Here is a 21,038-nt window from a genome sequence, read left to right as displayed (position 1 = left end):
GGAGAAGACCCATGGAACTGTTCGACACCGCAACGGTGCTCGCCCGCGTCCTCACCACGGGCGTGGTCATGAGCATCGAGAAGAGCGACCGGGAACTGCCCGGCCTTGAACGACTGCTGACCAAGCAGACCGGACGCGCACGAGCCGTGCTCGTCAACAGCCGTACCGCCGCCATCCACGCGGCGCTCGCCGGCCAGGGCATCGGGCACGGCGACACCGTCACCGTCCCCGAGCCGGACGCGGCGACCGGCCGCTTCCTGCGCTGGCTCGGCGTCAGTGCCGGGGATCGGGGGCCGGCCGCGTACGACTACGTGTCGCTGGGTTCGGCGAACGCCGATCAGCTGGGCGAGCTCACCGGGGCCGCCACCGCCCCCGCCCTCGTCGTGGACCTCACCGGACTCGGCTTCGGGCCGGCCGCCGCCGTCCTCACCGACGACGAACGGGTCTGGGCCCGTGCCGAGCGACTGAAGATCTTCGGCGCCTACGACCTGCGCACGATGTGGACGCAGGAGGAGGCCGACGCCTCCCTGGTGCCCGGGGTCCAGTTCAACTACCGGCTCAGCCCCCTCGTGGCCGCCTGCGTGCGGATGGCCCTGACCCAGGCGGCACGTCCCGCCACTCCCACCGGAGCACGCTCATGATCACTGATTTCCCGGCAGCCCCGCTGCCCCTGCCCGACCCCGCCGAACTCGACGCCGAACTCGCCGCCCTGGGCGGCGAGGCCCTGATTCCCAAGGCGTCGCGTCGCACCCTCTTCCCGGTCATCACCAAGGAAGACGTCTTCAACCTCATGCTCGCCCAGCGGCAGGCGCCCGAGAAGGTCGTCGCCGACTTCGCCGAGGCCTACCGCTCCTACGTCGGTGCGGCGTACGCACTGCCCACGGCCAGCGGCACCTCCAGTCTGCACATGGCCCTCGTGGGCGCCGGCGTACAGCCCGGCGACGAGGTCATCGTGCCGGCGTTCACCTTCATCGCGACCGCGCAGGCCGTCGTCGCCGCGCACGCGATCCCCGTGTTCGTCGACATCGACCCCGTCACCTACTGCATGGACCCCCAGGCCGCGGCCGCCGCGATCACCGACCGCACCCGCGCGCTGATGCCGGTGCACGTGCACGGGCTGCCCGCCGATGTGTCGGCCCTGCGCACCCTCGCCGACCGGCACGGCATCGCCCTGGTCGAGGACGCCTCGCACGCCCATTCCGCGAAGGTCGGTGAGCAGGTGGCCGGCTCCATCGGAGATGCCGCGGGCCAGAGCCTGATGGCCGACAAGAACTTCCCGCTCGGCGGCGAGGGCGGCATCGCGTTCTTCGCCGCCGAGGAGAGCTACGACCGGGCCCTGGCCTACCTGGAGCGGCACGGCATCGACTACGGCATGTCGTGGGTCGCGGCGGCCTTCGGCGCCAGCCAGCTCAAGCGGCTGCCGTACTACGACGAGATCCGGGCACGCAACGCCGCGCTGCTCGGCGAGGCGCTGAGCGGGACCGGCCTGTTCACCCCGCCGCACGTACCCGGCGGGCACGTCCACGCGTACAACATGTACCGCACCACCCTGCACCCCGAGGCCGTGGGCCTGGGCGACATACCGGTGTTCGCGGTCAAGGAGGCGGTGCACGAGCTCCTGGTCGCCGAGGGCGTCCCGGCCCGCGAGTGGCAGAACACCCCGATCCCGTGCCACCTGCCCTTCCAGCACCGGGACGGCTTCGGAAACGGCTACCCGTTCACGCTCAACCCCGGCGCCGTGCGCGACCACCGTCCCGAGGACTTCCCGGTCACCCTCGGCATGCTCGACAGCACCCTCGTCCTCTGCCGCGAGCTGCGCTCCCCGGTGGAGTACGAGCGGATCCTGCGCTACGCCGACGCCTTCCGGAAGGTCGCCCGCCGCCCCGACGCCATTCGCAAGCTCGTCGAGACCCGCGACTACAGCCGTCCCTACGACAAGGCGGCCCGCCTTGGCTGACGCCGTGCACGAGAAGATCCGCGTCGCCGTCCTCGGCGCCAGCGGCTACACCGGCGGCGAGGTGATCCGGCTGCTCCTGGAGCACCCGCACGTGGAACTCGCGTTCCTCTCTGCGGAGCGCGCCGCGGGCACGGCCGTCGGCAGCAGCCACCCCTGGCTGCGCAACCACCCCAAGGCGTCCGGCCTCACGTTCCGGCCGCTGGCCGAGCTCGCGGACGCCGACACCGTCGATGTCGCCTTCGGCTGCCTGCCCACCGGCGCACTGCCCGAGCAGCTGCCGCTGGTCGCCGACCGGGCCAAGCGCGTGTTGAACCTGGGCGGCGACTTCCGGCTGCGCGACGACAAAGAGGTCGGCAGGCACTACCCGAGGACCGCGGCCCACCCGCCGCTGGAGGATTTCGCCTACTACGTACCGGAGTTGAGCCCCGGCATCCCCACCAGCCGGTTCGTCAGCCTGCCCGGGTGCATGGCCGTCACCACGGTCTACGCCCTGTACCCGCTGTTCGCCGGCGCCGAACCGCTGGTCGCCGACCGGGTGGTGGTCGACGCCAAGACCGGGTCCACCGGGGGCGGCCGCGGAAGCGGCGAGCAGCCGGCGGAGCGCAGTGGCAACTTCCGGGTGCACAAGCTGCACGGCCACCGGCACGCGCCGGAGGTCCAGCAGGCCCTCGCCGACTTCACGGGCGCCGCGGTCGATCTGCGGTTCTCCACGCACAGCATGGACGTCTCGCGCGGCATCATGGTGAGCGCCTACTCCGAGCTGCGGTCCGGAGTCACCCCCCTCGACGTCAAGCGCGCCTACGCCAAGGCGTATGTCGGCAGGCAGTTCGTGCGGGTCCGCCCGGCGCCCAAGGCGCCGCAGGACTTCCCCATGCTCAAGGCCGTCACCGGCTCCAACGTCGCCGAGGTGGCGGTAGCCGTCCGCGACGGTCAGTGCGTCACGGTGGCCGCCCTCGACAACCTGATCAAGGGCGCGGCGGGCCAGGCCATCCAGGCCATGAACCTCATCCACGGCTTCGACGAGGCGGCCGGGCTGCCGATCACGGCGGTGTCGCCATGACCCGGCCGCTGTATGTCATCAAGGTCGGCAGTGCGACGCTCGACCGCGAGGCCATCCACAAGGAGATCGCCGACGTGGCCGCCCGCGGCGCCCGGGTGCTCCTGGTAGCGGGCGGGGCCACGGGCATCGAACGCCACTACGCGGCGATCGACCGCCCGGTCCCCACGCTCCGGCTGACCAACGGCGACGTGGTGCGCTACTGCCCTCCCGAGGAGATGGACCACCTCGTCGACGCCTACGAGCGGGTCACTCTGCCCGCCGTGGAACGCGGCCTGCGGGCTGCGGGCCTGAGGGTGTTCACGGCCGTCGCCGCGCGGGGCGGCCTGGTCGTCGGCCGGGCCAACCGCCCGCTGAAGGCGCTGTCGGCCGAGGACCGCCCCGTCGTGATCCGTGACCACCGGGCGGGAGTACCCGCCGAGGCCGACACCGAGGCGCTGAACGCCCTGCTCGACGCGTACGACGTGGTCTGCCTGTCCCCACCGGTCGCGGACCGGGACGGCGGCGCTGCACTGAACGTGGACGCCGACGTACTGGCCGCGGTGCTCGCGGTCGCCCTGGACGCCGACCACCTCCGGCTGGTCACCGGCACCGCGGGACTGCTGACCGACCCGGACGCCCCGGACTCGACGCTGCGCGACGCCTACCCGGGCGACGGGGCGCGGTACGCCGGCGGGCGGATGCGCCAGAAGGTGCGCGCGGCCGAAATCGCCCTGCAGGACAGCGGCGCCGACGTGGCGATCACCGGCCCGCACACCATGGGCGAGGCCTCCGGCTGGACCCGGTTCTGGCGCACCAGGGAGCCCGCCGACGACCTCGCCCTGCTCACCCGCGCGGTCTGTGTGCCCTCGGTCTCCGGCGACGAGGCGGAACTCGCCTCCTGTCTCGCCGAGTGGTGCCGCGAGCGGGGCATCGAGGCCCGCATCGACCCGGCGGGCAACCTCGTCGCGACCCGGGGTACCGGTTCCCGCCGGCTGCTGCTCCTGGGCCACCTCGACACCGTCCCGCACCATTGGCCCGCCGAGTGGCGCGACGGTGAGCTGTGGGGGCGCGGCAGCGTCGACGCCAAGGGCAGCCTCGCCGCCTTCCTGGAGGTGCTGACGGACGCGGCGATACCCGAGGACGGCCAACTGGTCGTGGTCGGCGCGGTCGAGGAGGAGATCTCCTCCTCGAAGGGGGCGTTCCACGTACGGGACCACTACCCCGCCGACGCGGTCGTCATCGGCGAGCCCAGCGGCTCGGGGAAGCTGACCCTCGGTTACTTCGGGCTCTTCAAACTGGCGGTGACCGCCTCGGTGCCCACCGGTCACTCGGCCGGCCAGGACGCGGTGTCCGCCCCGGACCGCCTGACCCGCGCCCTGGCCGAGATCCGCGCGTCGGTGCTCGACCACGCGCCCGAGGCGCTCAGCGCGGTCATCGACATCCGGTGCGAGCCCGGAGCGGAGCGCAACCTGGCGCACGGAATCCTCAACTTCCGGGTGCCGCCGGGGGCCGATCTGGAGGCGCTGCGCACCGCCGCGCTCCGGCACGCCGGTGACGGTGTCGACATCGAGGCGCTGCGCGCCACCCCGGGTCACAAGGGTGGCCGCTCGGGCCCCCTGGCCAAGGCGTTCACCCGAGCCTTCGCCGAGGCCGGGCTCAAGCCCCGCTTCGTGGTGAAGAAGGGGACGTCGGACATGAACACCCTGGCGACCACCTGGCACGACGTGCCGATGGTGGCGTACGGGCCGGGCGACTCCGCCCTCGACCACACCGACGAGGAGCGGATCGGCGGCGAGGAGTACCGCGCCGCCCGGGCGCTGCTCGCCGACGCGGTGAACCGCTGGTTCGCCCTTGCGGAAGGGAGCGGCCGATGACTGCCGTGCTCGACGGTCCCACCGACGCCGAGGTCCTCGCCTCGACCCTGGCCGAACGAGCCCTCAAGGCCCGGCGGCTGGTCGTCGACATGGCGGCGTCCGAGCGCGGCTGCCATCTGGGCGGCAGCCTGTCGGTGCTCGACATCCTGATCGCCGCCCTGCACCGGGCTTCGGCCGCGGACGGCACGGAGGTCGTGCTGAGCAAGGGGCACGCCGCCGCGGGCCTGTATGCCGCGCTGCACGTCAGCGGCGTGCTGCCGGAGAACCCCGCGCCGCTGTACGGCCGGGCGGGCCGGCCCTACACCGGCCATCCGGGCCCCAAGGTGCCCGGCGTCCGGTTCCCCACCGGGAGCCTCGGTCACGGCGTGCCGTACGCGGCGGGCTGGGCCCTGGCCCGCCGGATCGGCGGACAGAGCGGCCTGGGCATCGCCGTCGCGGGTGACGGTGAGCTCCAGGAGGGGCTGGTCTGGGAGACCTGCCAGGTGGCCGCGGCGCAGGAACTGGGCAACTTCGTGCTGGTCGTGGACCGCAACGGCGGGCAGAACGACGGGCTGGTCGCGGACATCTCGCCGCTGCCCGGTCTCACCGAGCGGTTCGCCGCCTTCGGGTTCGAGGTCGCGGAGGTCGACGGGCACGATCCGGCCGCCCTGACCGAGCTGTTCGCCGGGGACCGGTCGGCGGCCCGCCGCCCGCTCGCCGTCGTCGCCCACACCGTCAAGGGCAAGGGAGTGCCGGCCGTGGAAGGCAAGGCGGGTTCTCACTACGTGACCATCGACAGCGCGCGGGCCGCGAAGTGGAAGCGAGCGATCCGATGACTCTCTCCGGCCGTGACGCCTACCGCGACGAGCTGACCGCCCTCGCCGCCGAGGACGCCCTGCTCGTCTGCCTGGAGGCGGACCTGGGTGGCAAGAACCATCCCTTCCAGACCGCGCACCCCGACCGGTTCTTCAACGTGGGTATCGCCGAGGGCGCCATGGTCGACATGGCAGCGGGACTGGCCGCCGGCGGCTACAAGCCGTTCGTCAGTACCTTCGCCCCCTTCGCGGCGCTGCGGGCCGCGGAGAGCCTGAAGCTGACGCTGGGCTACCTGAACGCCGGGGTCACCGTCGTGGCACCGTACGCGGGTGTGTCCGGTGCCTGGTTCGGCACCACCCACCACTGCCTGGAGGACCTCGCGGTGCTCCGCAGCGTTCCCGGCGTGACCATCGCGGCTCCCTACGGCGAGGCCGAGATGCGTGCGGTCGTACGGTCCGCGGCGCGCAGCGGCAGGCCGCACTACATCCGCACGGGCCGCAACGCCGCGTACGAGTCGCTCGACCTGCCCGGCGGCGAACCGCCCCTGGTCAACTGGGAGTTCCAGGCGGACCCCGATGACGTCTGCCTGGTGTCGGTGGGCGAGGAGGGCACCCGCCTGTCGCTGGCCGCCCGCGCCGCCACCGGGGTCTCCCACGCACACCTGACCTATCTGGACCACGAGCACCTCGCCGGCGCGGCCGCGGAACTGGCAGACCGGCACACCCGGTTCGTCGTCGTCGAGGAACACCGCGGTCAGGGCGGCGTGGCCGAAGCGCTCGCGCTGCTGCTGCCCCGGTGCGAGGTGGTGGGTGTGAACGCGGGCCACGACTGGCCCTCCGAGGGCGGCGACCACCACGAGGTCATGGCCCGCCTCGGCTTCGATCTGCCCGCCGTGCGCTCCGCGGTGGCCCGGCTGCGCACCGGCGCCTCGGGTCCGCTACCCGCGGGCGGCCGCGCCCGCTGACCCTCTCCCGTCTCTCTGCAATCACCCCGAAACCCCTTGAAGACAAGGAATCTCCCATGCATATCCTCATGATCGAATGCAACCCGAACGGCATCGCCGGCATCGCCAACGCCCTGGAGCTCGGGCACGACGTGACCTTCGTCTCCGCCGACCCCGACTTCTACCTGGGCGCCTCGCCGCTGGCCGAGGCCGCGTTCGCGCACCCCCGGTGCGAGGTGATCAAGAGCGCGAAGGTGTTCTCCATCGACGAGCTGGAGCGGCTCGCCAAGGAGGTGCACGCGGCGAAGCCGGTGCACGGCGTCATGACCTACAGCGAGTACCACACGGTGCACGCGGCGTCGGTGGCCCGCTCCCTGGGCCTGCCGGGCATGAGCGTCGACGCGGCCCTCAACGCCCGCCACAAGCACCGCACCCGGCTCGCCCTGCGGGACACCGACGTGCGTCAGCCGCGGTTCGTGCACGTCGCCGAGCCCACGTCCGGCGACGCCATGGAGGCCGCGGTCCGGGAGATCGGCTTCCCGTGCGTGGTGAAGCCCTCCGACGGCACCGCGAGCCTGCACGTACTGCTGCTCCGCGACGAGGAGGAGCTCGCCGCGTACCTCGCGGAGCTGGCGTCGGTCGCCGACTACGGGCGCGGAGTCACCCGCATCCCGGACATCGTGGTCGAGGAGTTCGTCGAGGGCGAGCTGGTCTCCGTCGAGGCCTGTGTGCTCCAGGGCGGCGAGATCGTCAACCTCGGCATCACGGACCGCAATCTGAGCGGCTTCCCGTACTTCATCGAGATGGGCCTGACCTACTTCCGCGGCCACCCGCTGCAGGACGAGCTGTACGCGATGAACGAGAAGGTCCTCAAGGGCCTCGGCATCGACTTCGGATTCATCCACGCCGAGTACTTCCTCGCCGCGGACGGCCCGGTGCTGTGCGAGGTCAACGGCCGGCTCACGGGCGGCATCGTGCCGCAGCTGATGGAGCTCTCCAGCGGCGTCAACGCCTACCTGGAGGTGATCCGCCAGGCCCTCGGCGAGCGTCCCGAGCTGCCGATCCCCGGCGACGTCATCGCCAGCGGCCACTGGTTCGGCTCCCCCGTCGAGGGCGAGCTGGTCTCCATCGGCTTCGACCGGATCAAGGACGCCCCGGGCTTCGTCGAGGCCCTCGCGTACGCCAAGCCGGGCCGTCGCGTGTCGCGCCTGTCGAAGAGCAACTTCGACTGGCTCGGCCACCTCATCTTCACCGGTCAGGACCGGGACGAGGCGGCCGGGCGGGTCAAGGCGGCCCTGGACGACATCGAGTTCACCATTTCCGTGCAGGTCGCCCGATGATGCGCGTCGCGATTCCGGAGCTGGACCCGACGGCGGTCTTCGACGTCACCGTCGAGGACGGGCACTTCTCCCGCATCCGGCCCGTCGCCGAGCGGAAGGCCGACGACCTCGCCACGCCCGAGCTGTGGCCGGGCCTCGTCGAGACCCACGCCCATGTGGGACTTCCCGCCAACTTCGACGACTCGCTGGAAGACCCCCGTATCGTCGCGCTGCAGTACCTGTACAGCGGAGTCACGCACGTCGTCGACATGTTCGGCTTCCCGCTGGTCGAGGAGGCCTGGGAGTGGGGCCGCGCGGAATCGGCGCTGCCCTACCCGGAGCTGGTGCACTGCGGTTACGCGGTCACCGCGATGACGAACGCCGCCGGCCTCACCGGCCACGGCGTCGAGTTCCCGGCCCCGGTGCACATGATCGCCACCGAGACCGATCTCGAACACGCGATACGTTCCAACGTCGAACGCGGCGGCACCTTCCTCAAGGTGATGTTCACGGACGGCACCGAACAGCCGGGCAGCCCGGTGAAGTTCTCCCGGCTGTCCCGGCGGGTGCTGGAGTTCACCGCCCGGATCGCCGCGGAGCGCGGCATCACCGCCGTCATCGACTGCAACACCCTCCAGGAGACCCGCTGGGCCTACGAGTGCGGCTTCCGCCTCTTCGCCCACACCGTGCGGGACCGGACGCTCGACGCGGCCGACTGGAAGGAGTTCGAGGGTGCCCGGTTCGTCTCCACCCTGGCCGGCCTGCGCACCATGATCCTGACGGGCGAGGAGTTCCGGGCCGAGTACGGGCGCGAGGGCTTCGCCGAGACCCAGGACCTCCGCAACCTGGAGTTCGCCCAGGGCATCGAGAAGCCCTACGGCATCGAGTACGGCTGCCAGGAGACCCGCACGGCAGCGCTGGCCGACATGCGCCGCAACGCCCTGGCCACCCTCCGCGAGGGCGCGTTGCTGATCGGTACCGACTCGGGCAACACCGGCGCGTACCACGGCTACTCCCTCCTGAGCGAACTCGACCTGCTGCGCGGCGAGGACGCCTCGCTCGAGGGGCCGTTGCGGCACCAGGCGACGATCGGGGGCCGCCGCTACTTCGACGAGCTGAGCGGCGACACCCACGGCGACCATCCGCTGAGCGCCGGCGCGGCCGCCACCTACAACCTGCACGCTCCGGGCCGGCCGCTGTCCGCCCTCCCGCTGAGCACCGTCGTCCGGGGCGTGCCGATCGACCGGCAGGCCGTCGTGCGCACCATCGCCGAGCTGCGGGCCGCGGACACGGACCGGAAGGAGGAGCGGTGATCAGGCAACGCAAGCGCGCACTCATCGGTGTGGTCGGCGGCATCCTCCTGGCCAATACGGGGAGTTACATCTGGTTCCCCGTACTCGTCGCCACCCTCGGCGGGACCGACAGCGGGTTCTGGGCGGGCGTGGTCATGTGTATGACGTACGTCGGCCGGCTGCTCGCCACCTTCTGCTACGAAGGGATCGCGGCACGCGCCGGTGTCCGCGGGGGCGTGTTCCTCGGTACGGCGCTGGAAGCCGTGGCCCTCGGGCTCATGGGGTTCACCGACGGCGTGCTCGCGTACAGCGTGCTCGCGTTCTTCATCGGCTTCGGCTCAGGGGTTTCCTTCCCCGGGCTGAAGAACGTCCTGGTCTCCTTTCCCGAGGAGGAACGGCCCAAGGCGTTCTCCGCGTTCCAGATGGCGGGGCAGGTCGGCCTCTTCGGGGGCGCGTTGCTGGGCGCGGTACTGGCGCACGTGGAGCTGCGGACCCTGTTCTCGGTGGTGTTCGCGTTCTTCATCGGCTTCTGCCTGATCACCTCGGCACTGATTCCCCGAGAGGGTTTCGAGCGTGCGCCGGGCGCCACGGGCGGGCGCGCTCCGCTGTTCAGCCTGACCGCGTTCAAGGGCATCGAGGTACGCGGCGCCACCCGCTACTTCCTGCTGTCCGCCGCGTTCTGGTTCCTGTCCCTGGGCTTTGTGGTCGGTATCCCCCTGCACATGGCGGCATACGTCCCGGGGTGGGCGCCGTCCGCGCCGTTCTGGATCACCGGTCTCAGCATCCTGGTGCTCCAGTACCCGCTGTTCAAGCTGTTCGACAAGCGGTTCAGCCCGGGGGCGGTGATGGCCGTCGGCCTGGCCGGAATGACCACCGCGTTCGTCGCCTTCGGGGCCGGCCGCACCGCCCCCTGGGTGGTGGTCGGCTGTCTGACGGTGGTGCTCGGAGAGATCCTCTTCGTGCCGTCGTTCGACCTCTGGATCGCCCGCAGAGTGCCCGAGCACCGGCTGGCCAAGGCCATGGGCGCGATGCACTTCTTCCGCAGCGCGGGGAACATGGTCGGCTCCCTGGCCGCGGGGGTCCTGTTCGACCTGTCGCGCTCCCTCGATGTGGCGGGTGGCAACTGGTACGTCGCGGCCCTGCTGGCGGCGGGCTGTGCACTCATCTGCCTGAGCGGCCGGAACTCCGGCGCGGCCGAGGAATCTCCGGGGACCGAGGACACAGAAGGCACGGGGAACGAAGAGAAGGTGAGGGAGAATGTCTGACATCTGCGTCATCGGGGGCACCCGGTACTTCGGCAAGGTACTGGTCCGACAACTGCTGGACGACGGGCACCGGGTCACCCTCGTCAATCGCGGGCAGACCCCCGACTCCTTCGGCGACGCGGTGCGGCGGCTGCGCGCCGACGTCAACGTCCCCGGAGAGCTGACCACCGCGGTGGCGGGGCAACGGTTCGACGCGGTGGTCCATCAGATGTGCTACACGCCGAACGCCGCCGTGGAGGCGTGCGAGGCATTCGGCGAACGGGCCGGGAAGCTCGTCATGACCAGCACCATCGAGGTGTACAACAAGGACACCTTCCGCTGGCGGTTCCCGGCCCCACAGCTCAGTGCCCGGGCCCGCGAAGAGGAACTCGACCCGGCGGACTACGACTTCGACACCGGCCTGCCCTGGTACACACCCGGCTACCTGGACGCCCACTACGGCGAGGGAAAGCGCCAGGCCGAAGCCGCGCTGACCCGCCGCGCGAAGGCGCCGGTGCTGCTGGCCCGGGTCGCGCATGTCCTGGCCGCGGAGGGCGACTTCACCGGCCGTCTGCAGTTCCACCTCGACCACATCAGGGCCGGGCAGCCCGTCGTCGCCCACACGGCCCCGGGTCGGACCTCACTGGTACGGGCCGACGAGGCCGCCGGCTTCCTCGCCTGGGCGGCCTCCTCCGACGCCACCGGAACGGTCAACGTCGCGTCTCCGGACACCGCCGACGTCTATGACGTCTGCGCCGCGGTGGAGAGCGCGACCGGACTCACGGCCGACGTGATCGAGAAGGAGGACCCCTCCGGCGACCCCGACCTGTCCCCGTTCTCCTGCCCGTCGGACTTCGGTATGTCCAGCGACCGGGCGGCGGCCCTCGGCTACCACTTCACCCCGATCGCCCAGTGGCTGCCCACGGTCGCCCGTAACGCCCTCGCCGGCTGAGCCGGCTCCCCTCCACGCCAAGGAGCAGTGATGTTCGACCTCATCGTCATCGTCCACGTCCCCGAGTCCGACGACATCGCGCCGGTGGCCGATGCCCTGGCCCGGATGCGCCCCCTGTGTCTCGCCGAGGACGGCTGCGTCAACTGGGAGGCGTACCACTCGCAGGACGACCAGGGGCGCTTCGTCCTCGTCGAGCGCTGGGCGAGCCGCGCGCACTGGGAGGCCCACGGCTCCGGCGACGCCATCCAGAAGATCTACCTCCAGGAGATCATGCCGCGCATCGAACGCGAGGTGCACCCGAGCAGTCCGGTGAGCAGCGCGCAGTAGCAGACGACAGGGCAACGGGGTGTGGACCGTCTTCGCCAACGGCTCCACACCCCGCCGCGTGACCCGCCGATTCGGCAAGAACACTGGGGTGCTTCAACGATGGATTGTGCTGGCCATGGCATGCGTGGTCTCCCTTCACGCGCCGTCGCGGTCGTCGGGATCGGCTGCCGGTTCCCGCAGGCGGACGGGCCCGACGCGTACTGGCGGCTGCTGCGCGGCGGCGGTGACGCGATCACCGATCGGCGCGGCCGGGGTCCGGCGCGCGGCGGTTTCCTCGATCGGGTGGACGGGTTCGATCCCGAGTTCTTCGGTATCTCACGGCGAGAGGCCGTGGCCATGGACCCGCAGCAGCGGCTGGCCCTCGAACTGGCCTGGGAGGCACTGGAGAACGCCAGGACCCTGCCGGGCGACCTTGCGGGCAGCCGGACGGGCGTGTACCTGGGGGCGATCGCCGACGACTTCGCGACACTGCTGCACGGCCTGGGGCCCGACGCGGTGACCGGGCACACGCTGACCGGGGTGCAGCGGGGTGTGATCGCCAACCGGATCTCCTACGCGCTCGGCCTGAACGGTCCGAGTCTGGTGGTGGACACCGGGCAGTCGTCGTCGCTGACCGCCGTGCACCTGGCGTGCGCGAGCCTGCGGGACGGTGCCTGCGACCTGGCCCTGGCCGGTGGTGTGAACCTGATCCTCGCGCCGCAGAGCACCCTGGCCCTGGAGCGGGCCGGGGCACTGTCGGCGGACGGACGCTGCTTCACCTTCGACGCCCGCGCGAACGGCTACGTCCGGGGCGAGGGCGGCGGGGTCGTCGTCCTCAAGCTCCTCGAAGCCGCCGTCCGGGACGGCGACCGCATCCATGCCGTGATCCGCGGCAGTGCCCTGAACAACGACGGCGCGACCGAGACGCTGCCGACGCCGGGCCGTGCGTCGCAGGAGCGGGTGCTCCTCGCGGCCTGCGCCGACGCGGGCGTCGAGCCGGGCGAGGTCCGGTACGTCGAACTGCACGGGACGGGCACCCGGGTCGGCGACCCGGTCGAGGCCGCGGCGCTCGGTGCGGCGTTGGGCTCGGCCCGCCCGAAGGACGCCCCGCTTCTGGTCGGATCGGTGAAGACGAACATCGGTCATCTGGAGGGCGCGGCCGGGATCGCCGGGTTCATCAAGACCGTCCTGTGCGTCGGCGCACGCGAACTCGTTCCCAGCCTGAACCACTCCGAGCCCGGTGAGCGCATCCCGCTCGACGAGCTGCATCTGCGGGTGAACACCCAGACCCGCCCCTGGCCGTCGCCGGAGGGGCCGCTGGTGGCGGGAGTCAGCTCGTTCGGGATCGGCGGCACCAACTGCCACCTGATCCTCTCGGACTGGCCGGGGGCGAAGCGGGCCGGCGGCGAAGGCCGCGCCGGGACGCTGCCCTGGGTCCTGTCCGGGCGTGACGCATCCGCACTGCGCGACCAGGCCGAACGGCTGCGCGCCCATGTGGAGGCGCGCCCGGGACTCGGCGTGGCCTCGGTGGGCCGGTCGCTGGCCGTCACCCGCACCACGTTCGCCCAGCGCGCCGTCGTCGTCGCCGACGGCCGGGACGGCTTCCTCGCCGGACTGGGGGCACGAGCGGCCGGGCAGCCGTCGGCGGCCGTGGTGGAGGGCCGCCACGAGGGGCCGCCGGTCCGGCCGGTCTTCGTCTTCCCCGGCCAGGGCTCGCAGTGGGCGGGCATGGCAGCGGAGCTGATCGAATCCTTCCCGGTCTTCGCCGGCCGGATCGGTGAGTGCGCCGACGCTCTCCGCCCGTACGTGGACTGGTCGTTGCTCGATGTCCTGCGCGGTGTCCCCGGTGCGCCGCCGCTGGAGGGCGACGAGGTGATCCAGCCCGCGCTGTGGGCGGTGATGGTGTCGCTGGCCGCGCTGTGGCGCTCGGCCGGGGTGGAGCCCGCCGCCGTGGTGGCCCACTCGCAGGGCGAGATCGCCGCCGCCACCGCCGTGGGCGCCCTGTCGCTCCAGGACGGCGCCCGGCTCGTGGCCCTGCGCGGCCGGGTGCTGAAGCGGATCGCGGGCCGTGGCGGGTTGCTGTCGGTGGAACTCCCGGCCGAACGGGTGGGGCGGGACCTCGCGACGGTGGCGGCTTCGCTGTCGGTCGCGGCGGTCAACGGCCCCACGCACACGGTGGTCGCGGGTCCGGTCGCCGCGCTCGACGCGCTGACCGCCCACTACGGGCGCGAGGTGCGGACCCGGCGGGTTCCGGTCGACTACGCCTCGCACAGCGCGGAGGTCGAGGAGTTGCGGGAGGACCTGCGCACCGCCTTCGCCGGGATCGTCCCGCGCTCCACCGGGGTGCCGTTCCACTCGACCGTCACCGCCGAACCGATCGACACCGCGGACCTGGACCCCGGGTACTGGTTCCGCAACCTGCGCGAGCCGGTGCGGTTCGGACCGGCCGTCGAGGGACTGCTGAACGCGGGCCACTCGACGTTCCTGGAGGTCAGCCCGCATCCGGTGCTGGCGACGGCCATCCGGCAGGCGATCGACCTGCACGGCGGGGACGGCGCCGCGCTGAGCACGCTCCGGCGCGGCCACGGGGACCGTCACCGGTTCCTCACCGCGGCGGCCGAGGCCTTCGTGCGGGGCGTCGCGGTGGACTGGTCCGCGCTGCTGCCCGGTTCGGCGCCGCTGGTCGACCTGCCGACCTACCCGTTCCAACGCCGCTCCTACTGGCCGTCCGGGATGCCCGGGGCCACCGAAGAGGTGCCCGACGCGACCCCGGCACCGGCCGTGGACCCGCGATCGGCCCTTGAGCTGGTCCGGAGCCTCACGGCCGTCGTACTGGGCGCCGGGTCGGCCGGCGACGTCCGGCCCGGCCTGACGTTCCGGGAACTGGGCCTGGACTCGGCCCTGACGCTCGAACTGCGCGACCGGCTGTCGACCGCGACGGGGCTGAATCTGGCAAGCACCCTCCTGTACGACCACCCGAGCCCGGCCGCCCTGGCCACCGCGATCGGTGAGCTGACAGCGGACGCGTCCACCGGTGGTTCCCCGGTGGTCGTGCGGGAGCGGGCGGCCGCCGATGACGACCACGACGCCGACGACCCCGTGGTCATCGTCGGCATGGCCTGCCGGTTCCCCGGCGGGGTGCGCTCGCCCGATGATCTGTGGCGCCTGGTCGACACCGGAACCGACGCCATCGGCGACTTCCCCGACGACCGCGGCTGGGACCTGGCCGCGCTCCACCACCCGGACCCGGACCGGATCGGGACCTCGTACGTCCGCCAGGGTGGCTTCGTACGCGAAGTGACGGACTTCGACGCGGAGTTCTTCGGGATCAGCCCGCGCGAAGCGCTCGCCATGGACCCGCAGCAACGGCTCCTCCTGGAAGTCGCATGGGAGGCGCTGGAGCGCGCCGGGATCGACCCCGCGACGCTGGAGGGCAGCCGGACCGGCGTGTTCGCCGGGGCGATGCACTCCGGCTACGGGCCGAGCATGGAAGCGGCCGGGCCCGGCGTCGCGGGACATCTGCTGACCGGCACCGGCGCGAGCGTGATCTCCGGGCGGATCGCCTATGTACTCGGCCTGAACGGGCCCGCGTTGACCGTGGACACCGCGTGCTCGGCGTCGCTGGTCGCGCTGCACCAGGCGGTGCGGGCGGTGCGGGCCGGTGAGTGCTCGCTCGCCCTGGCCGGCGGGGTCACGGTCATGGCGACCCCCGGCATGTTCGTCGAGCTGTCCCGCCAGCGGGTGCTGGCCGCCGACGGCCGCTGCAAGGCCTTCTCCGCCCGGGCGGACGGCACCGGGTGGGCCGAGGGCGCCGGCATGCTCGTGGTCGAACGGCTCTCGGACGCCCGCCGCCACGGCCACCGTGTCCTCGCGGTCGTCGCCGGAAGCGCCGTCAACTCCGACGGCGCCTCCAACGGGCTGTCCGCGCCCAGCGGCGTCGCCCAGCAGCGCGTCATCGCGGACGCGCTCGCCGATGCCGGGCTCGCACCGCACCAGGTCGACGCCGTGGAGGCGCACGGGACCGGCACCGCCCTCGGCGACCCGATCGAGGCAGGCGCCCTGCTGGCCGCCTACGGACGTGACCGGGAGCGGCCGCTGTGGCTGGGGTCCCTCAAATCCAACATCGGACATGCGCAGGCGGCGGCGGGCGTCGGCGGCGTCATCAAGATGGTCCAGGCCATCGGGAACGCGACCCTGCCCGCCACGCTGCACGTCGACGAGCCGTCCCCGCACGTCGACTGGGCGGCCGGGTCGGTGGCCCTGCTCGACCGGGCCCGTCCCTGGCCGGACACCGGCGGGCCCCGGCGCGGCGGCGTCTCCTCGTTCGGGATCAGCGGCACCAACGCGCATGTGATTCTGGCCCAGCCGCCTGCCGGGGCCGAACCTGCCGAAGAGCCGGTGCGGCCGCCCGTGGTGCCGGTCGTCCTGTCGGCCCGGACCCCCGACGCGCTGCGGGAGCAGGCCCGGACGCTGGCCGCCGCGCCGCTCGACCCGGTCGGCGCGGCACCGGCCCTGACCGCCAGGACCTCCCTCGACGAGCGCGCCGTGGTGATCGCCCGGGACCGGCAGGAGGCCGACCGGGCCCTGGACGCGCTGGCCCGCGCCGAGGAGGCTCCCGGCGTCGTCACCGGCCGCGCGGCCGAGCCCGGCCGAACCGTTCTGGTCTTCCCCGGACAGGGCGGCCAGTGGCGGGGCATGGCATCGGAACTCGCCGCCGAGAGCCCCGTCTTCGCCGCCCGCCTGGCCGCGTGCGAGCGGGCGCTCGCGCCGTACGTCGACTGGTCGCTGGCCGACGTGCTGGACGGCGCGCCCGGCCTGCTCGACCGGATCGATGTCGTGCAGCCCGCGCTGTGGGCCGTGATGGTGTCGCTGGCCGAGCTGTGGCGGTCGGCCGGGGTCGTCCCGGACGCCGTGGTCGGCCACTCCCAGGGCGAGATCGCCGCCGCCGTCGTGGCCGGGGCGCTCTCGCTCGACGACGGCGCCCGCGCCATCGCGTTGCGCAGCAGCCTGGCCGTCGACCTGATGGGCGAGGGGGCGATGGCCGTGATCCCGCTGCCCGCGGAGCGGATCCGGGAACGACTCGGCACGCTGAGCATCGCCGCGGTCAACGGGCCGGCCACCACCGCCGTGGCCGGAGCCCCGGACGCGATCGCCGCGCTGGTCGAGACCTACCAGGCCGAGGGCGTCAACGCCCGCGTGATCCCGGCGGCCTACGCCTCACACTGTCCGGCGGTCGAACCGATCCGCGACAAGCTCCTGGCCGAGCTGGCGCCGCTGGCGCCGCGCACCGGCGAGATCGCGCTGATGTCCTCGGTCACCGCCGACTGGCAGGAGGGCGGGGAGCTCGACGCGTCCTACTGGTACCGGAACCTGCGGCACACCGTGCGCTTCCAGGAGGCCGTCGAAGCGCTCATCGCGTCCGGCCACACCACGTTCGTCGAGGTCGGCCCGCACCCGGTCCTGGTCGGCGGCATCGGCCAGATCCTGGAGGAGGCCGGGGCCGACGGGATCGTGACCGGCTCGCTGCGCCGCGACGACGGTGGCCTGCGCCGGTTCCTCACCTCCGCCGCCGAGGCATACGTCCAGGGCCTGCCGATCTCGTGGGAACGGCTCACCGGGACGGCCGCCGGCCATGTCGACCTGCCCACCTACCCCTTCCAACGTCGTCGCCACTGGCTCACGGGCACGGCCGGGACGTCCGGCGCGGCCGACCTCGGCCAGGCCCCGGCCGACCACCCCCTGCTCGGCGCGGCCGTCGAACTCGGCGACGGAGAGACGGTGTTCACCGGGCGGCTGTCGACCCGCACCCACCCTTGGCTGGCCGACCACGCCCTCTCAGGGACGATCGTCGTGCCGGGCACCGCGTTGGTGGAGCTGGCACTGCACGCGGGCGCGCAGGCCGGGACGGCGCGTATCGAGGAACTGACCGTCTCCACGCTCATGGAACTCCCGCACGACGGCGCCGTCGACCTGCGCGTCCGGGTGGCGGGCGAGGACGCCACCGGGCTGCGGACCTGCCGGATATCGGGCCGGGCGACCGGCGGGGAGTGGATCGAGCACGCCACCGGAACCCTCGGCCCCGACACCGCCACGGCACCGGTCCCCCTGCACTGGCCGCCGGCCGACGCGACGCCGGTACCGCCGGCCCGCGTGTACGAGGACCTCGGCCTGCGGGGGTACGAGCACGGGCCGGTGTTCCAGGGACTGCGGGCCGCCTGGCGACGCGACGGCGAGCAGTTCTCCGAAGCGCTCCTGCCCGAGCCGGAGGCCGCGCACGCCGGGGCCTACCACCTGCACCCCGCCCTGCTCGACGCGTCCCTGCACGGTCTGATCGCCGACACCGTGGGCCGCGCGGGGCAGTGCGTGCAGCCGCTGCGCTGGCGCGGAGTGTCCCTCTTCGGTACGGGCGGCCGTACGTCCCTGCGGGTGCACGCGGCGCCCGCCGTGGACGGAGGTCTCCCCCTGACCCTGCTCGACGCCTCGGGAGACCCGGCGGGCCTGGTCGAGTCGCTGGAACTGTGCCCGGTCGCGGCGGGCCGCCCGGCCGATCCCGCCGCCGTGGCGCGCGACTCCCTGTTCGCGCTGGGCTGGGAACCGCTGCCCGGGCCGGCGGCCGGATCGCCGACCGGGCAGGTGCCCGTCCCGTGGGACACCCTCGACCTGGACGCGCTGCTCGCGGCGGCCGCCCCGCCCGAACACGCGGTCGTCGCCTGCCCGGCCGGCGAGTACGGAACCACCGACCCGGCGACGGCGGCCAGGAACGCGGTCCACCGGACCCGGGAGGTGCTCGGCCGATGGCCGGCCGAGGACCGGCTCGCCGGAACCCGCCTGGTCCTCGTCACCCGTGGGGCCGTCGCCGCCCGGCCCGGCGAGCGTGTCCGCGACCTCGCGCAGGCGGCGGTCTGGGGGCTGGTGCGGACCGCGCAGGTCGAGCACCCGGGCCGGTTCGCGCTGGTCGACCTCGCCCCTGACGCCGCCGAGCCCGAGACCATCGAGGCCGTGGCCGCGGCACTGGCGTCGGACGAGAACCAGGTGGCGGTCCGTGGCGGCGCCGTCCTGGTGCCCCGGCTCGTCTCCGCGGTGGGTGACCCCGCGCTCCGGCTTCCCGAAGACGCGCCTGCCTGGCGCCTCGACATCGCCGAACGCGGCACCCTCGCCGCCCTGGAGGTCCGGCCCTGCCCCGAGGCCGCCGCCGAACCCGGCCCCGGCCAGGTCCGGATCGCGGTGCGCGCCGCCGGGCTCACCTTCCACGACGTCCTGGGCGCGCTCGACATGCACCCCGGTGACCCCGGCCCGCTCGGCCTGGAAGGCGCGGGCGTGGTCACCGCGACCGGGCCCGGCGTCACCGGCCTGGCCACCGGCGACCGGGTGATGGGCCTGTTCTCCGCCGCGTTCGGCTCGGTGGCCCACGCCGACCACCGCACCGTCGTCCGGATTCCCGACGGCTGGTCGTTCACCCGGGCCGCCGCCGTGCCGGTCGCCCACCTGACCGCCCTGCACGCGCTGATCGAGCTGGGAGGCGTGAGCGCGGGCGACCCCGTTCTGATCCATGCCGGGGCGGGCGGCGTCGGCATGGCCGCCGTCCAACTGGCCCGGCACCTGGGCGCGGAGGTCTACGCGACCGCGAGTCCCCTCAAGTGGCCCGCACTGCGTGCCCTCGGCGTCGACGACGACCATCTCGCCTCGTCCCGCGAGCCCGGATTCGGCGAACGCTTCGGCGCGGGTGGCCGGCGCATGGCCCTCGTCCTGAACTCGCTGACCGGCGACCTCCTCGACGAGTCGCTGCGGCTGCTGCGTCCCGGCGGGCTCCTGGTCGAACTGTGCAGGACCGACCCGCGCGATCCGGCCGAGGTGGCCGCCGCGCACCCCGGTGCGCGCTACCAGCCGTGCAGCCTCCTGCAGTTGCCGCCCGAGCACCTCGCCCGCCTCCTGAACCGAGCCGTCGGGCTGTTCGCCGAGGGCGCGTTCACCTGGCCCGCGGTCACCGACATGGACGTCCGGCGGGCACCCGAAGCCTTCGGGCTGCTGCGCCAGGGCACCCACATCGGCAAGGTGGTGCTCACCGTCCCACCGGTCCTCGACCCGGGCGGAACCGTCCTGATCACCGGCGGGACCGGTGCGATCGGCCGGGCCCTCGCCCGGCACCTGGTGGCCGAACACGGCGCACGACGGCTCCTGTTGGCCGGACGCCGCGGCGGCGACGCGCCCGGAGCGGCCGAGCTGGCGTCCGATCTGAACGGGCTCGGCGCCGAGGTGGGGTTCGCGGCCGTGGACGTCGCCGACCGGGACGCCGTCGCCGCGATGATCGAAGCCGTCCCCGACCGGCACCCGCTGACCGCCGTGATCCATGCCGCGGGCGTGGTGGACGACGCGCCGATCGCCTCGCTCACACCCGAACAGATCGACCGGGTGATGCGCGTCAAGGCCGACGGGGCCTGGCATCTGCACGAGCTGACCGCGGGCCACCCGCTCACCGCGTTCGTCCTGGTGTCCTCGATCATGGGGACGCTCGGCGGTGCCGGGCAGGGCGGCTACACCGCCGCCAACGCGTTCCTCGACGCGCTCGCCCGGCACCGCCGCGCGCAGGGCCTGCCCGCCCTCGCGCTGGCCTGGGGCCTGTGGGACGACCCGGACGGCATGCTCGGCGCCCTCACCGCCGCCGACCGCGCCCGCTTCGCCCGGGCCGGGTTGGTGGCGATGGCTCCCGCCCACGGCCTGGCCCTGCTGGAGGCGGCGCTGCCGTCACCGCACGCCGTGCTGGCGCCCGCCCGGCTCGACCGCGAGGCCCTGCGCGCTCTGGGAACGCACCTTCCGCCGGTCCTTCGCGAGGTCGTGGCGGCCGCCGGCCCGGGCCGGCCCGGGAACGTCCCCGAACACCGGCACCGGCCGCTGCGGGACGAGCTGACCGGCCTGGCCGCCGGTGAACGCGCCGGGATCCTGGCCGACCTGATCCGGACCCACATGGCCGCCGTCCTGGGCTCCCGGCCCGAGGCGATCTTGGACGACAGGCCGTTCGGCGAGCTCGGGTTCGACTCGCTCACCTCCGTCGAGTTCCGCAACCGCCTCAGCACGGCGACGGACCTCAGGCTCCCCCTCACCCTGCTGTTCGAGGCGCCGACGCTGCCCGAACTCGTCGCCGTCCTGGACAGCGAACTCCTGCCGCCCGAGGAGGCACCGGCCGCCCCGGCTGCTTCGGAGGAGGCCTCCGGGGACCTCGGGGCGGACGTGGCGGCGCTCGTCGAAGCCGCGACCGCCGAGGAACTGCTCGACTTCATCGACCGAGAGCTCTCCGGCTCCTGACCCGCCTACGGAGGACC

The 21,038-nt window shown here is 73.3% G+C and carries 12 protein-coding genes; all 12 read left to right on the top strand.

The features are described 5' to 3' along the window. The first annotated feature begins 11 nt into the window (after positions 1-11). Positions 12-641 carry a DegT/DnrJ/EryC1/StrS family aminotransferase gene (locus tag ACZ5XZ_RS12580; RefSeq protein WP_468977005.1) on the top strand — a complete coding sequence of 210 codons (630 nt, stop codon included), beginning with the start codon at positions 12-14 and terminating at the stop codon, positions 639-641. Continuing rightward, positions 638-1,957, top strand: a complete 1,320-nt coding sequence (locus ACZ5XZ_RS12575; protein WP_468977003.1) for a DegT/DnrJ/EryC1/StrS aminotransferase family protein — start codon at positions 638-640, stop codon at positions 1,955-1,957. The genes ACZ5XZ_RS12580 and ACZ5XZ_RS12575 overlap by 4 nt, the downstream gene beginning before the upstream one ends. Continuing rightward, a complete protein-coding gene (gene argC / locus ACZ5XZ_RS12570) occupies positions 1,950-3,017 on the top strand; it encodes an N-acetyl-gamma-glutamyl-phosphate reductase (RefSeq protein WP_468977001.1) in 1,068 nt (355 codons plus the stop codon). The genes ACZ5XZ_RS12575 and argC overlap by 8 nt, the downstream gene beginning before the upstream one ends. Then, positions 3,014-4,870: a M20/M25/M40 family metallo-hydrolase gene (locus tag ACZ5XZ_RS12565; RefSeq protein ID WP_468976999.1), complete on the top strand. Its 1,857-nt coding sequence runs from the start codon at positions 3,014-3,016 to the stop codon at positions 4,868-4,870. Before argC ends, ACZ5XZ_RS12565 begins: the two co-directional genes overlap by 4 nt. Beyond that, positions 4,867-5,685, top strand: coding sequence for a thiamine pyrophosphate-dependent enzyme (locus ACZ5XZ_RS12560; RefSeq protein WP_468976997.1), 819 nt, complete (start codon positions 4,867-4,869; stop codon positions 5,683-5,685). Before ACZ5XZ_RS12565 ends, ACZ5XZ_RS12560 begins: the two co-directional genes overlap by 4 nt. Further along, complete coding sequence (locus ACZ5XZ_RS12555; RefSeq protein ID WP_468976995.1) at positions 5,682-6,629, top strand: transketolase family protein; 948 nt, start codon at positions 5,682-5,684, stop codon at positions 6,627-6,629. Before ACZ5XZ_RS12560 ends, ACZ5XZ_RS12555 begins: the two co-directional genes overlap by 4 nt. Positions 6,630-6,685: 56 nt before the next feature. Continuing rightward, positions 6,686-7,948 (top strand): ATP-grasp domain-containing protein, encoded by a 1,263-nt coding sequence (locus ACZ5XZ_RS12550; RefSeq protein ID WP_468976993.1) that lies wholly within the window; start codon positions 6,686-6,688, stop codon positions 7,946-7,948. After that, a complete protein-coding gene (locus ACZ5XZ_RS12545; RefSeq protein ID WP_468976991.1) occupies positions 7,945-9,240 on the top strand; it encodes an amidohydrolase family protein in 1,296 nt (431 codons plus the stop codon). Before ACZ5XZ_RS12550 ends, ACZ5XZ_RS12545 begins: the two co-directional genes overlap by 4 nt. Continuing rightward, positions 9,237-10,484: an MFS transporter gene (locus tag ACZ5XZ_RS12540; protein ID WP_468976989.1), complete on the top strand. Its 1,248-nt coding sequence runs from the start codon at positions 9,237-9,239 to the stop codon at positions 10,482-10,484. Before ACZ5XZ_RS12545 ends, ACZ5XZ_RS12540 begins: the two co-directional genes overlap by 4 nt. After that, on the top strand, positions 10,477-11,415 hold the full coding sequence (locus ACZ5XZ_RS12535; RefSeq protein WP_468976986.1) for an NAD-dependent epimerase/dehydratase family protein: 939 nt from the start codon (positions 10,477-10,479) through the stop codon (positions 11,413-11,415). Before ACZ5XZ_RS12540 ends, ACZ5XZ_RS12535 begins: the two co-directional genes overlap by 8 nt. A gap of 30 nt (positions 11,416-11,445) precedes the next feature. Beyond that, on the top strand, positions 11,446-11,742 hold the full coding sequence (locus tag ACZ5XZ_RS12530; RefSeq protein ID WP_468976985.1) for a putative quinol monooxygenase: 297 nt from the start codon (positions 11,446-11,448) through the stop codon (positions 11,740-11,742). 120 nt (positions 11,743-11,862) lie between these two features. Beyond that, positions 11,863-21,021 (top strand): type I polyketide synthase, encoded by a 9,159-nt coding sequence (locus tag ACZ5XZ_RS12525; RefSeq protein WP_468976983.1) that lies wholly within the window; start codon positions 11,863-11,865, stop codon positions 21,019-21,021. Positions 21,022-21,038: the final 17 nt, after the last annotated feature.

It is taken from the genome of Streptomyces sp. NPDC033270 (genome assembly GCF_055576575.1).
The sequence above is the reverse complement of the archived record's forward strand: the minus strand, read 5'-3'. Positions and strand labels throughout refer to the sequence as shown.